The organism is Sphingomonas sp. DMC6 (genome assembly GCF_056314225.1).
This window is the reverse complement of the sequence record NZ_JBQUYT010000007.1, coordinates 1-12,270: the sequence shown is the minus strand read 5'-3', so window position 1 is coordinate 12,270 and position 12,270 is coordinate 1. Positions and strand designations below refer to the sequence as shown.

Here is a 12,270-nt window from a genome sequence, read left to right as displayed (position 1 = left end):
CGTTACTCGACCACGACGAGCGGCTGGTCGAACTCGACCGGCTGGCCGTTGTCGACCAGGATCGCCTTGACCGTGCCGGCGCTGGGGGCGTGGATCGGGTTCATCACCTTCATCGCCTCGATGATCAGCAGCGTGTCGCCCGCGGCGACCTGCTGGCCGACCGCGACGAAGGGCTTCGCCTCGGGATTCGGCTTGAGATAGGCGGTGCCGACCATCGGCGACTTGACGGCATTGGCGGCGCTGGGCGCTGCAACCGGTTCGGCAGCGGCGGCAGGAGCCGCGGCGACGGGCGCGGGCGCTGCGAACTGCGGCGCGGCAACCTGCACGGCGGCCGGCGCCGCAGTAACGGTGCGGGCGACGCGTACGCGGCGTTCGCCGTCCTCGACTTCGATTTCGGTCAGCTGGGTGTCATCGAGCACGGCAGCAAGCTGGCGGACCAGCTCGATGTCAACCTGTATTGCACCCGTCTTGGTATCTTCGGCCATACGACCCTTCTTTGAAATTCCGTAAATGAAACGGTGCCCTCTGTCAGAGACGCGCGGCGGCTTCAAGCGCGAGAATGTAGGAAAGCGAACCGAACCCGGCCACCGTACCCTTCGCCGCACGGCCTACGTAGCTGATGTGGCGGAAGGATTCGCGTGCATGCGGGTTCGACAAATGCACTTCGATCACCGGCGTGCGGATGCTCTTGATGGCATCATGCAAAGCGACCGAAGTGTGGGTGTAACCGCCCGGATTGAGGATCACGGCGCGCGCGCCGGTCGCCTGGGCCTCGTGCAGCCAATCGATCAGATGGCCTTCATGGTTGGACTGGCGCATCTCTATCTCCAGATCGAGTTCGCGGGCGCGATCCTCGAGCATTCCGGCGATGTCATCGAGCGTGTCCGATCCATAGATTTCCGGCTCGCGCAGCCCCAGCAAATTGAGGTTGGGACCATTCAAGACGAAGATCGTATCGGCCAATGCAGGCGCCTTTCGGTTGCGGGCGGGTTGTGGCCCTCCCTATATGACCCAGCGTCTCCAATCAAATCCAAGGCACCTCATGCACAGCGACGGCACCGTCTCCATCCGGGTCAACGGCGAACACAAGCGGATCACCGCCGGGCTCACCCTCGCGCAGCTCGCCGAGGAACTGGGGCTGGTGCCCGAGAAGGTGGCGGTAGAGCGCAACCTCGAAGTGGTGCCACGTTCGACGCTGGGACAGGTGCTGGTCGAGGACGGCGACGAGCTGGAAATCGTCCATTTCGTGGGCGGCGGCGATCATGGTGCGCCGCTCGCTGACGATAGCTGGACGGTGGCGGGCAAGACCTTCCGCTCGCGGCTGATCGTGGGCACCGGCAAGTACAAGGATTTCGAGCAGAACGCGGCGGCAGTCGCGGCGTCGGGCGCCGAGATCGTCACCGTGGCGGTTCGCCGGGTGAACGTCAGCGACCCCAAGGCGCCGATGCTGACCGACTATATCGACCCCAAGAAAATCACCTATCTGCCCAACACCGCCGGTTGCTTCGATGCCGAATCGGCGATCCGCACGCTGCGGCTGGCGCGCGAGGCGGGCGGCTGGGAGTTGGTGAAGCTGGAAGTGCTGGGCGAGGCGCGCACCCTCTATCCCGACATGGTCGAGACACTGCGCGCGACCGAAGTGCTGGCCAAGGAAGGCTTCAAGCCGATGGTCTATTGCGTCGACGATCCCATCGCCGCCAAGCGGCTGGAAGATGCCGGCGCAGTGGCAATCATGCCGCTGGGCGCGCCAATCGGGTCAGGGCTGGGCATCCAGAACCAAGTGACGATCCGGCTTATCGTCGAAGGCGCCAAGATGCCGGTGCTGGTTGATGCCGGCGTAGGTTCAGCGTCGGATGCAGCCGTGGCGATGGAACTGGGCTGCGACGGCGTGCTGATGAACACCGCGATCGCCGAGGCCAAGGATCCGATCCTGATGGCGGCGGCGATGAAGGCTGCGGTGGAGGCCGGACGGCTTTCCTACCGCGCTGGGCGCATGGCCAGGCGTCGCTATGCCGATCCGTCGAGCCCGCTGGCGGGGTTGATCTGATGCTGCGGGCTGCCGCTATGGCACTGGCACTGGCACTGGCACTGGCACTGGCACTGGCGCTGCTAGGCGTGGCGGCGTGCCATCCTCGCCCCCAGTCGGATCCTGTCCGTAGCGCCGGCCCTATTTCGGCGGAATCGGTAACGCTGACGGCGACTGACGGCGTGAAGATCGCCGGCGTTTATACGCGCGCGACCAATCCGCGGGCGCTGATCCTGCTCTTTCACCAGGCCGGCTCGGGCAAGGACGAATATGCGCTGATCGCGCCGCAGCTGGCCCAGGCCGGCTACTCCTCGCTGCGCATCGACCAGCGTGCCGGCGGCGACCTTTTCGGCCTCAACGATACGGTGAAGGCACTCGGCCATTCGGCCAGCTATGCCGAGGCGTGTCAGGATTTGGAGGCGGCCTTCCAGTGGGGCGTGGGCCAAAAACTGCCGCTGATCTTATGGGGCAGCAGCTATTCGGCGGCTTTGGTCTTCCCGCTGGCGGCCGAACATGCTCCGCAAGTGAAGGCCGTGCTGGCCTTTTCGCCGGACGAATATCTCGATGATAAGCAGAGCGTGCACCGCGCCGCGGCAATGCTGCAAATTCCGGTGTTCGTTACCTCCGCCCAGGACGGCAAGGAGATCGACGCCGCGCGGTCCATACTTGCGGCCGTGCCGGGCAAGGACAAGGTCCAGTTCGTGCCAAAGCTGGGTGGCGTGCACGGATCGTCGACACTGCTTCGCATGAAAAACCCGCAAGGGGCGCTTTATGCTTGGCGTGCGGTAATCGCGTTTCTTGACAGCGTGACGACCGGCTGACGTATCAACGCTTGCGAGCGAGCCATACGGCACGACCGGTCGTGCGGTCGTTTTGGGCGAAGGCGATTTCGACCAGGCCGTTTGCAGCAAAGACGGCGCGATAGTCGGCTGGGCCCAGACTTGCGTGAAACAGGGGCTCTCCGAATTGTTCGCCAATGGCCTGTCCCGCCTCCGGTCCGGTGTTGAACAGCATCAAACCGCCCGGTCCCAACCAACCCGCCATGCGCGCAAGCATGGCCGGTTGGTCTTCGGCTGGCAGGTGAAAGAAGCTGTCCCAGGCGAGTACCGCATGAAACGGACCGTCCAGCGTCACCTTGCGCATGTCGCCATGGACCCAGCGGTGGCGGGGAAAGCGGGTGCGCGTCAGCGCGATGAGTGAAGCGGACGCATCGACGCCCGTTACCTTTGTCCCGTGATCGACCAGATAGCGGGCGATCGGCTCGCCACCGCCACAACCCAGGTCGAGGACAGAGCCGCCACGGGGTACCGCAAGCAGCAGGCGATCCAGCCACCCTTTCTCGACGAAAGCACGGCTGCGCGCCGCGTCAAAGGTGCGGGCGTGGCGTTCGTAATGGTCGGCGATGCGATCGGGCATGGCGGGAACCCTATTTCGCTAACAATCGTTATCCCATCGAAGCTGAAGGGACGCAAACCGCGCCGCCGCAGCTCTGTTAGGAGTTTGAAATCATGGGCGAACTCGTCGACAAGATCAAAGGCAATATCAACGAGGCGGTTGGAAAGGCCAAGCAGCAGAGCCGTGATCCCGAAACCCGCGACGAAGGCGCCGCCCAGGAGCTGAAGGGCAAGGCGCAGCAGCTTGGCGGCAAGGTCAAGGGCGCGCTGGGCGACGACATCTGATCGCGTCACCAAGCTACTGAAATGCCGGGGCCGGGTTCCGTAAGGGGCGCGGCCCTTTCAGTCTTCGACGTAGAAGGCCCACATATCCGGCCCGACCCGCGCGGCGGCGAAGCGGCTCGGATTGGTTCGATTACCGATCTCGCAAATCATGAACGAATAGATGTCGACCCCGTTGATCGGGTCCGGCAGGCGCACGGTCTTCTTGTCGATCCAGCGCCATTCGCGTTGCCAAACCGGCTGCCCGTCGACTTTGAACCGATCGCCCTGCTTGCCGATATGCGCTGAACGCCAACGCTGTCCCACGTGCCTCTCCTTTCCTCATTTTATAGCGTGCGGAGCGGCACAGGGACGGGCGAGACGCGGCAAAATCAGCGGTTGCGGATCGCCGTCACCGTGGTCGCGGGCGTGATGAATTCGATATCGGTCTTCAGGTGCAACAGCTTGACGCCGGGTTCTGCCAGGGCCGCGTTCAGCGCCGGGGCGAAAGCCTCGGTCGTCTCCACGGTCGCCGCCCAGCAACCATAGGCGCGGGCGAGGGCGGCGAAGTCCGGATTTCGCAGCGTGGTGCCCGAAAGCCGCGCCGGATATTCGCGCTCCTGATGCATTCGAATGGTGCCATAGGTGCCGTTGTCGACGACGATCACCAGCATGTCGGCGTCGTGCTGCACGGCCGTGGCGAGTTCCTGTCCATTCATCAGGAAGTCGCCATCACCCGCCACGGCTACGACCTTTCGTTCCGGAAAGCGCAGCGCGGCTGCAACCGCGGCGGGCACGCCATAGCCCATTGCGCCCGCAGTCGGAGCAAGCTGCGACGGATGCGCGGCATAGGGCCAGTAGCGGTGCCACCAGCCCGAGAAATTACCCGCGCCATTGCAGATGATTGTGTTCGCCGGCAGGGCCTCGCGCATCGCCGCGACGCATTGGCCGAGGTCGAGCGTCACGCCTTCGCGGGGGCGGGGCGTCGACCATTCCAGCCATTCCGCATGCGCCTCAGCCATGGCGAAGCGGGGCAATTCCACTTCGGTAGCTGCCGCAGCGATGGCGACGGCGAATTCGAACGGGCGTGCACAGATCGGCAGGTCTGCACGATAGGTACGGTTGAGTTCCTCGGGATCGGGATGGACGTGGATCAGCGTTTGGCCGGGGTGGTCCGGTGTGACGAGCGTATAGCCATCTGTAGTTGCCTCCCCCATCCGCGCGCCGATGACCAGTAACAGGTCCGCTGCCTTTATCCGCGCGACCAGCTTGGGGTTCGGGCCGTAGCCCAGATTGCCCGCCCAGACCGGCGAGTTATTGGGAATCGAATCCTGACGACGAAAGGCGCCGGCGACCGGAAGCGCGATCGATTCGGCAAAACGCAGGAAGTCTTCGCCCGTCTCTGCATCCCATCCGGCGCCGCCGACGATCGCCACTGGCCGTTCGGCGCGGGCGAGCTGCTCGAACACCAGATCGAGATCATAGCCGTCGGGCGCCTGGATCGGTGGTACGATGGCAGGCCGGTCCACCGCCTCCACTTCGTCGCATAGCATGTCTTCCGGCAGCGCGATCACCACCGGACCAGGACGGCCGGAGGTAGCGACCGCCCAGGCGCGTGCGACATATTCGGGAATGCGCCGCGCGTCCTTTATCCGCGTTGCCCATTTGGCGAGCGGCGCGAACATCGCCGGGAAGTCGACTTCCTGAAAGCCCTCGCGATCGCGCATTCCCCGGTCGACATCCCCGATGAACAGCAGCATCGGCTGCGAATCCTGCATGGCGACGTGCACGCCGATGCTGGCGTTGGTCGCGCCCGGCCCGCGCGTTACGAAGGCGACGCCCGGGCGCCCCATCATCGCGCCGTCGGCACAGGCCATGAAGCCTACGCCGCCTTCTTGCCGGCAGGTCACCACGTCGATTTCGGGCGTGTCGTGCAGCGCGTCGAGCACGGCGAGGAAGCTCTCGCCGGGGACATGGAAAATCCGGTCGCAGCCCTGTGCCACCAGATTGTCGACGAGGATACGGCCCCCGGTGCGTTTCGCATTCATGGGAACGGCATAGCCTCGACTCGCGGCTCAAGTCGAGCGGAACCCCAGACGGAAACGGCCCCACATGCCAGGGCATGCGGGGCCGCAGACAATCGCGTCGGCAAGAGCGGTGCGACCGTTACACGCTCAGAAGCGGTAGCCGATGCCCGCCAGAACCTGATGACGCTCCACATTCTGCGCAGCGTTGGTGTAGCGATACTCGACCTTGCCGTAATAATGGCCGAAGCTGTGCTCCAGGCCGGCACCCAGGCGGACGCCATCGACGTTGTCGGCGTTGCGCACGTTGGCGACGGTGCTGATGACGCGGCTGTTGTCATAGCCGACCTTGCCGTAGAGCAGCGTGCCCGGGAGGACGACATAGCCGAGACGCGCGCCGGCGTAGAAATCGCGGCCGCCCTTCAGTTTCAGCGTGCCCGTGGTTTTGTCGGTGGTGGTGCCGGTGATTTCACCGTCCACACCCGCGACCAGCTTGCCGCGCTGCAAGTCATAGCCCGCCGCGCCGCCATAGACGAAGCCCGGCGCACCCGGAGCCTTGGTCTCGATGCGGTCCCAGCCGGCCACCGCCTCGACGCGCGGGCCCTGGAAGCTGCCGTCCTGTGCGAGTGCGGGAGTGGCGACTGCCGTCAGGGTGAGCGCCGTCATTGCGAGAATACGCATTATTTTACCTACCTTTGGACTTTATACTTTACATTTTCCGGACGGCCATCCGGGCGGATACCTAGGCCTTTGGTTCGCAGGTGCAATATGACGATTGCATTACAATCCTGACTGTTGCGCGCTCGCAACAGTTGCCCCCGCAGGCGCTGCTTCTCGCAAACTTGAAAACCCGTTCAGGTTCGCTTGACCCGGGCTCGTGCCCGGTATTATCGGCCATCAGGATCGAGGAGAATCGCCGATGGACAAGCTGTACCCCAACGCAAGCGCAGCGCTGGAAGGGCTGCTGTTCGACGGCATGACGCTGTGCGCAGGTGGCTTTGGCCTGTGCGGCATCCCCGAACGGCTGATCGACGCGATCCAGGCTGCGGGGGTCAAGGACCTCACCATCGCCTCGAACAATGCCGGCATCGACAATGAGGGCCTCGGCAAGCTGCTGCGCAGCCGCCAGGTCAAGAAGATGATCTCCTCCTATGTCGGTGAGAACAAGGAGTTCGAGCGCCAGTATCTTTCGGGCGAGCTCGAGGTCGAGTTCTGTCCGCAGGGCACGCTGGCCGAGCGGTGCCGGGCAGGTGGGGCGGGCATTCCCGGCTTCTACACGAAGACCGGCGTCGGCACGAAGGTCGCCGAGGGCAAGGAAGTGAAGGTCTTCGACGGCCAGGAATATATTCTGGAGCGCGGCATCCGCGCCGACTTGTCGATCATCAAAGGCTGGAAGGCCGACGAGGCCGGCAACCTCATTTTCCGCAAGACCGCGCGCAACTTCAACCAGCCGATGGCGACCGCGGGCCGCATCTGCGTGGCCGAGGTGGAGGAAGTAGTGCCTGTCGGCAGCCTCGATCCCGACCAGATCCACCTGCCCGGCATCTATGTGAAACGGCTGTTCATCGGCGCCCCCTACGACAAGAAGATCGAGTTCCGCACCACGCGTCCGCGCGAGGCGGCATGATTCGGCCCGCACTGCTGCTGACGGGTGCGCTGGCGCTGTCCGGTTGCGTCGTCGGCTCGACAGTGATGGAGGCCCCACCGTCCCCGGCGCCCGCAGCGGCGACGGGCGAAGTTCCGGCGGGGATGCAGTATCTCTATGGTTCGGGCGAGGCGGCGGCGCTGAGCGTACAGGCCTATTCGGCACTCGTCGATCAGGTCCGGACGCGCATGGCCAAGGATGATCCGAAGCGGGGCGGTCCCCGCACCTCGGTCGTGCTGGAACCGGGTTCGACGCTGGCCATCCCGCGTTTCCAGTCATGCGGCGACAAGCCGGCAGCGGCCGTGTTCGATGTCGATGAGACGATGCTGCTGAACCTTGGCTTCGAGGGCGACGATGCGCGCCATCCAGGGCCCTATGATCCCGCCCGCTGGGACCGCTGGGAACAGACTGGCGCGACCAAGGTCGCGGCGGTCCCCGGCGCCGTCGAGGCCGTGAAGGCGCTTCGGGCGATGGGCGTGACGGTGATTTTCAACACCAACCGCGCCGCCGCCCATGCCGAAGATACCGAAGCCGCGCTCAACTTCGCCGGGCTTGGCCCCGCGAAGCATGGCGAGACGCTGTTCCTGAAGGGCGATGTCGAAGGCAAATCGGGCAAGGACGGCCGCCGCAACGCCATTGCCCAGCGCTGGTGCGTGGTGGCGATGGGCGGCGACCAGCTCGGTGATTTCAGCGACGATTTCGCCGGTCGTACCCCGCCTGAACGGCGTGCGTTGGTGCAGAGCCCGGTGATCGCATCGCTCTGGGGCCATGGGTGGTTCGTGCTGCCCAACCCCGTTTATGGAACCGGCCTCGGTTCCACCTATGACCAAACCTTCCCGCCAGCGACGCGCTGGGCGGACCCGCAGGAGAAGCGATAATGGCCTGGACTCGCGACGACATGGCGGCGCGCGCCGCAAAGGAGCTGCACGACGGCTTCTACGTCAATCTGGGCATCGGCATTCCCACGCTGGTGGCGAACCATATTCCGGCTGGCGTGGAAGTGACGCTCCAGTCGGAAAACGGCATGCTCGGCATCGGTCCGTTCCCGTATGAGGGCGAGGAAGACCCCGACCTGATCAACGCCGGCAAGCAGACGATCAGCGAGCTGCCCAGCTCGGTCTATTTCAGCTCGGCCGACAGCTTCGCGATGATCCGCGGCGGACATATCGACCTGACCGTGCTCGGTGCAATGGAAGTCAGCGAAGGCGGCGACATCGCCAACTGGATGATCCCCGGCAAGATGATCAAGGGCATGGGCGGGGCGATGGATCTGGTCGCCGGCGTCAAGAAAATCATCGTCGTCATGGAACACACTGCCAAGGACGGCAGCCCGAAGTTCATTCCGGCATGCACGCTGCCGCTGACGGGGAAGAACGTCGTCGACATGATCATCACCGATCTGGCGGTGTTCAGCCGTGCCGATCATGCCTCGCCGTTCCGGTTGATCGAGCTGGCGCCGGGCGTGACGGCGGAGGAAGTCGCGGCGAAGACCACGGCGAACTACACGGTGGCGCTGGCTACGGCGTGAGGGCGAGGCCCCCTCCGAAATCGGGAGGGGGCATCCCCATTGCCTCGCGCCTCGCCGGCGCCTAGCGTCGCGGCCATGTTCGCCTGGTACCGCCGCCGCTATCTCGACCTGCTCGGCTCGATCTACATCTATAACGAGCATCGCGGCTATACGAGCATCGACCGGGTGCTGCAGGCGGTGCGGGTGCGGGCGCCCGACGATCACGCGCTGATCGCTGCGATCGAAAAGCACCGCGCCGATGAGCGCAAACACTACCAGATGTTCAAGCGCTGGTTCCAGCTTCAGGGGCGGATGCCGCTCGCAGTCGATCGCACCTGCGGCCATATCGACCGCTTCGTCGAAATCATGTTCCGCCGCACCATCGACGCGCTCGATACCCAGGCGGTGATCGACGACGATGCCCAGTTCGAAAAGCTGTGCCGCGTCATCTCGCTCACCGAGCAGCGCGGCTATCAGCAGGTGCACATCCTGCTGCGCCACAAGGCAGTGCTGGCCGACAAGGCGCTCACCCGCATCTTCGAAGTGATCGAGAAGGACGAGCCGAGCCACTGGGCACCTTATGACGGCTGGCTGCGCGCCCAAGGCAAGCGGGCGTCGCGCTGGTGGGAACATGCGATCGACAGCTTCATCCATTCCGAGCTGCTGTTCGTGAAGCTGCCGATCCTGTTCCTCAATCCCTTCATGCGCCGCCGCACCGACTGGGCCGATGCCGGCGAGCGGCACGAGCGCGGGGTACCGCTCGCCGCCTGAGGCGCCGGCAGATACTTGCGCGATCGGGCAGGCGCGCGCATGGGCTCCCCGCATTGCCTTTGTTCGAGTATCGCCATGGAAGCCCTTCGTCGCTGGATCGATCCCTATCTGCTGATGCTGCTCGGCACCGTCGGCCTTGCCGCGCTGTTCCCGGCGCGTGGCGGCTGGGCGGATGTGGCGGACGAGGCGGTCACCGTTGCCGTCGCGCTGCTGTTCTTCCTCTATGGCGCGCGGCTTGCCCCCTCGGCGATCTGGGCGGGGATCACCAACTGGCGGCTGCAGGCGCTGGTATTCCTCAGCACCTTCCTGTTTTTCCCGCTGGTCGGGCTCGGCGCCTTTGCGGTGGCGGGGCATGTTCTGCCCGGTGGCATCGCGACCGGTCTGCTGTTCCTGTCGCTGCTGCCCTCGACCGTGCAGTCGTCGATCGCCTTCACCTCGATCGCCCGGGGCAATGTGCCCGCCGCGCTGTGCAGCGCCTCGCTCTCGAACCTTGTCGGCGTGCTGGTGACGCCGCTGCTGGTCGCGCTGGTGCTGCCGCGCACCAGCGGCGCGGGCTTCTCGCTGCACGCACTCGAGACGATCGCCGCGCAGATCCTGCTGCCGTTCGCGGCGGGGCAGGCGGTGCGGCCCTGGATCGGCCGGTTCATCCTCAAGCACCGCGTGCTGACGATGACGGTCGATCGCGGATCGATCCTGCTCGTCGTCTACGCCGCGTTCAGCGCGGGCATGGTCGCCGGCGTATGGACCCAGGTGTCGCTGGCCGATCTGGCGCTGGTGATCGGCTTCAACGCCGCGATCCTCGCCATCGTCCTGGTGGCGACCACGCTGGTCAGCCGCCGGCTGGGCTTTTCGACCGAGGACGAGATCGCCATCGTCTTCTGCGGCTCGAAGAAGAGCATGGCGAGCGGCATCCCGATGGCGACCATCCTGTTCCCCGGCGCCGGCGTCAGCCTGATCGTGCTGCCGCTGATGATCTTCCACCAGCTCCAGTTGTTCGCCTGCGCGGTGCTCGCGCGGCACTATGCCCGGCGGGCGAACTAGGCGCGCGTTCAGTCCAGGTCGATCGGCGCGAACTGGGCGAACATGTCCTGCGCCTCGGGAAGCTGGTGCAGCGGCACATAGTCGCACACCGCGGCATAGCGTTCCCACATCGCGAGTACCGCCGGGTTGCTGTGCGCCGTCTCGATCGCGCCGTCGCGCCATTCGAAGACTTCGACGATCACGCCTTCCTTCGACCGCATCGCCAGTGCCGGCCGGTCGGTCGCCAGCCCGAGTTCGCGCAATTCCGGCACATGCGTCTTCGTCAGTGCCAGCAGGGCTTCGTCCTGGCCCGGCTTCGGCCGATACGCCACGATCACCATGTCGCCCATGTCCGCGCTCCCGAGTGCCAATCCCCGGCGGTAAGTGGCTTATATCCCTTGCGCCGGCGACCGGCAAAAGCTTCCGGCGCGGGGCGTGGGGGAGGCGCTGTGCGCCCGGCGAAGTTTAGGAAGTTTAGGCTCACGCGCGCATGTGCGGGGGGGTGTGAAGTTTAGGAAGTTTAGGCTCACGCGCGCAATGTGAAGTTTAGGAAGTTTAGGCTCACGCGCGAATGTGCGGGGAGAGGTGAAGTTCAGGAAGTTTAGGGCATCGCGCGCACGCGCAAAGCCCGGCCTGTGGTTTCTACAGATGCAAAGAGCGGCGCCCGCACCGGGCAGCGATTTGAACATATGGGGAACAATCGCGCTGCGACAAGGGGGGCGATCGCATATGGACGGGAGGGGTAAGCGTCCGCTCTGACCCGTATTGCGTGGCAACTTCTGCTGCGCGACCCGAGGCGCACTCAGGAGTGTCCTTTGGCACGCCTTAAGGAGAGTGCGGATGGCGCGAATGGAGGTTATCACCCGCGCGGAGCGCCGGCGACGCTATTCAGACGCGGAGCGCGCCGCGGTGCTGGCACAATGCGATGTACCGGGGGATACCATCGTTGGGGTTGCTCGTAAGCGTCCGGTGGCGGCCGTCGGCCGAAAAATTGAGCGTCGGCTCCCGCCCACCCTCCGCCGTTCATTCGATAGGTCGCGCCGAGGGCCGCCACTCCAGTGGATTTGAGGAAGCCTCCTCCAGCGAATGACCGAAGGTGGTGGGAGGCTGCCGTTCAACTAGAACGGCGCTTGCAATTTTACGGATGATATTCCTCGATCGCTCTGCCGCCTTCAGTTACGTTTTTCATATCTATGACTAGCAGAAAGTCTTTATTAGGCCCGTCCGTAAGTATGTATCCGTCTACCATTGCTGTAAATCCAACGGGCTGACTACGCTTCTTAGAATATTCCTTTAATCTAGAAAAAATAGCAGGAAGGTTGACGTCTCCGATTGACGCTAGCTTGAAGTATCGTCCACCGCACGAATCTATTTTAACTTTCGTGCCGACGCCTCCAAATATGACGCCTGATACTGGTAGTTCGCGTATGCGCTTTCCGAACTGGCAGGACTCGATGGGGTTTGCGCTGCACCCTCCAAGTAACCCGACCAGCAACACCGTCAAAGTTGAAGACCGCACCCTCCTCGTCACGCCTAGGGTCAGGACCCATTGATGTGAGAGGCGCGATGTGATTCATATGTGGACGCCCCCTTGGCAAGGGCATTTTGTCGAGACGGTTTTG

The 12,270-nt window shown here is 64.4% G+C and carries 15 protein-coding genes; 8 read left to right on the top strand and 7 right to left on the bottom strand.

Annotated elements, in window-relative coordinates; genetic code table 11:
* Positions 1–2 precede the first annotated feature (2 nt).
* Both accB and aroQ read right to left on the bottom strand, forming a co-directional pair.
* Entirely contained in the window at positions 3–485 is a 483-nt protein-coding gene (gene accB / locus ACT53M_RS15670) for an acetyl-CoA carboxylase biotin carboxyl carrier protein (protein WP_476234541.1), read from the bottom strand.
* A 43-nt stretch (positions 486–528) separates the two neighbouring features.
* The gene (gene aroQ / locus ACT53M_RS15665) at positions 529–963 is read right to left on the bottom strand and encodes a type II 3-dehydroquinate dehydratase (RefSeq protein ID WP_476234539.1); all 435 of its coding nucleotides are present in this window, start codon (positions 961–963) and stop codon (positions 529–531) included.
* A 79-nt stretch (positions 964–1,042) separates the two neighbouring features.
* On the opposite strand from aroQ, the gene thiS reads away from it, so the two are divergent.
* Positions 1,043–2,047 (top strand): sulfur carrier protein ThiS, encoded by a 1,005-nt coding sequence (thiS, locus tag ACT53M_RS15660; RefSeq protein WP_476234538.1) that lies wholly within the window; start codon positions 1,043–1,045, stop codon positions 2,045–2,047.
* On the top strand, positions 2,047–2,847 hold the full coding sequence (locus ACT53M_RS15655; protein ID WP_476234537.1) for an alpha/beta hydrolase: 801 nt from the start codon (positions 2,047–2,049) through the stop codon (positions 2,845–2,847). Before thiS ends, ACT53M_RS15655 begins: the two co-directional genes overlap by 1 nt.
* 4 nt (positions 2,848–2,851) lie before the next feature.
* Here ACT53M_RS15655 and ACT53M_RS15650 read toward each other — a convergent pair whose 3' ends face one another.
* The gene (locus tag ACT53M_RS15650; protein ID WP_476234535.1) at positions 2,852–3,442 is read right to left on the bottom strand and encodes a class I SAM-dependent methyltransferase; all 591 of its coding nucleotides are present in this window, start codon (positions 3,440–3,442) and stop codon (positions 2,852–2,854) included.
* A gap of 92 nt (positions 3,443–3,534) precedes the next feature.
* On the opposite strand from ACT53M_RS15650, the gene ACT53M_RS15645 reads away from it, so the two are divergent.
* Positions 3,535–3,705, top strand: a complete 171-nt coding sequence (locus ACT53M_RS15645) for a CsbD family protein (RefSeq protein WP_476234533.1) — start codon at positions 3,535–3,537, stop codon at positions 3,703–3,705.
* A 57-nt stretch (positions 3,706–3,762) separates the two neighbouring features.
* Here the strand turns inward: ACT53M_RS15645 and ACT53M_RS15640 are convergent, their stop codons facing one another.
* The 3 genes from ACT53M_RS15640 to ACT53M_RS15630 all read right to left on the bottom strand — a co-directional run bounded on the left by ACT53M_RS15640 (position 3,763) and on the right by ACT53M_RS15630 (position 6,386).
* Positions 3,763–4,008 (bottom strand): hypothetical protein, encoded by a 246-nt coding sequence (locus ACT53M_RS15640; protein ID WP_476229495.1) that lies wholly within the window; start codon positions 4,006–4,008, stop codon positions 3,763–3,765.
* 65 nt (positions 4,009–4,073) lie between these two features.
* Positions 4,074–5,729 (bottom strand): thiamine pyrophosphate-binding protein, encoded by a 1,656-nt coding sequence (locus ACT53M_RS15635; RefSeq protein ID WP_476234531.1) that lies wholly within the window; start codon positions 5,727–5,729, stop codon positions 4,074–4,076.
* Positions 5,730–5,855: 126 nt separating this feature from the next.
* Positions 5,856–6,386, bottom strand: a complete 531-nt coding sequence (locus ACT53M_RS15630; RefSeq protein WP_476234529.1) for an outer membrane protein — start codon at positions 6,384–6,386, stop codon at positions 5,856–5,858.
* Positions 6,387–6,624: 238 nt separating this feature from the next.
* Here ACT53M_RS15630 and ACT53M_RS15625 point away from each other — a divergent pair, with 238 nt between their 5' ends.
* The 5 genes from ACT53M_RS15625 (at position 6,625) to ACT53M_RS15605 (ending at position 10,669) form a co-directional block, all read left to right on the top strand.
* Complete coding sequence (locus ACT53M_RS15625) at positions 6,625–7,332, top strand: CoA transferase subunit A (protein ID WP_476234527.1); 708 nt, start codon at positions 6,625–6,627, stop codon at positions 7,330–7,332.
* A complete protein-coding gene (locus ACT53M_RS15620) occupies positions 7,329–8,228 on the top strand; it encodes a 5'-nucleotidase, lipoprotein e(P4) family (protein WP_476234525.1) in 900 nt (299 codons plus the stop codon). Before ACT53M_RS15625 ends, ACT53M_RS15620 begins: the two co-directional genes overlap by 4 nt.
* Positions 8,228–8,878 (top strand): CoA transferase subunit B, encoded by a 651-nt coding sequence (locus ACT53M_RS15615; RefSeq protein ID WP_476234523.1) that lies wholly within the window; start codon positions 8,228–8,230, stop codon positions 8,876–8,878. Before ACT53M_RS15620 ends, ACT53M_RS15615 begins: the two co-directional genes overlap by 1 nt.
* 75 nt (positions 8,879–8,953) lie before the next feature.
* Positions 8,954–9,628, top strand: coding sequence for a ferritin-like domain-containing protein (locus ACT53M_RS15610; protein ID WP_476234522.1), 675 nt, complete (start codon positions 8,954–8,956; stop codon positions 9,626–9,628).
* 75 nt (positions 9,629–9,703) lie between these two features.
* The gene (locus ACT53M_RS15605; RefSeq protein WP_476234521.1) at positions 9,704–10,669 is read left to right on the top strand and encodes a bile acid:sodium symporter family protein; all 966 of its coding nucleotides are present in this window, start codon (positions 9,704–9,706) and stop codon (positions 10,667–10,669) included.
* A gap of 8 nt (positions 10,670–10,677) precedes the next feature.
* Here ACT53M_RS15605 and ACT53M_RS15600 read toward each other — a convergent pair whose 3' ends face one another.
* On the bottom strand, positions 10,678–10,998 hold the full coding sequence (locus tag ACT53M_RS15600) for a hypothetical protein (protein WP_476234519.1): 321 nt from the start codon (positions 10,996–10,998) through the stop codon (positions 10,678–10,680).
* Positions 10,999–12,270: the final 1,272 nt, after the last annotated feature.

Coding starts and splice junctions, on each gene's coding strand:
- accB (WP_476234541.1), bottom strand. CDS start 485: ATGGCCGAAGATACCAAGACGGGTGCAATACAGGTTGACATCGAGCTG.
- thiS (WP_476234538.1), top strand. CDS start 1,043: ATGCACAGCGACGGCACCGTCTCCATCCGGGTCAACGGCGAACACAAG.
- ACT53M_RS15655 (WP_476234537.1), top strand. CDS start 2,047: ATGCTGCGGGCTGCCGCTATGGCACTGGCACTGGCACTGGCACTGGCA.
- ACT53M_RS15650 (WP_476234535.1), bottom strand. CDS start 3,442: ATGCCCGATCGCATCGCCGACCATTACGAACGCCACGCCCGCACCTTT.
- ACT53M_RS15645 (WP_476234533.1), top strand. CDS start 3,535: ATGGGCGAACTCGTCGACAAGATCAAAGGCAATATCAACGAGGCGGTT.
- ACT53M_RS15635 (WP_476234531.1), bottom strand. CDS start 5,729: ATGAATGCGAAACGCACCGGGGGCCGTATCCTCGTCGACAATCTGGTG.
- ACT53M_RS15630 (WP_476234529.1), bottom strand. CDS start 6,386: ATGCGTATTCTCGCAATGACGGCGCTCACCCTGACGGCAGTCGCCACT.
- ACT53M_RS15625 (WP_476234527.1), top strand. CDS start 6,625: ATGGACAAGCTGTACCCCAACGCAAGCGCAGCGCTGGAAGGGCTGCTG.
- ACT53M_RS15620 (WP_476234525.1), top strand. CDS start 7,329: ATGATTCGGCCCGCACTGCTGCTGACGGGTGCGCTGGCGCTGTCCGGT.
- ACT53M_RS15615 (WP_476234523.1), top strand. CDS start 8,228: ATGGCCTGGACTCGCGACGACATGGCGGCGCGCGCCGCAAAGGAGCTG.
- ACT53M_RS15610 (WP_476234522.1), top strand. CDS start 8,954: ATGTTCGCCTGGTACCGCCGCCGCTATCTCGACCTGCTCGGCTCGATC.
- ACT53M_RS15605 (WP_476234521.1), top strand. CDS start 9,704: ATGGAAGCCCTTCGTCGCTGGATCGATCCCTATCTGCTGATGCTGCTC.
- ACT53M_RS15600 (WP_476234519.1), bottom strand. CDS start 10,998: ATGGGCGACATGGTGATCGTGGCGTATCGGCCGAAGCCGGGCCAGGAC.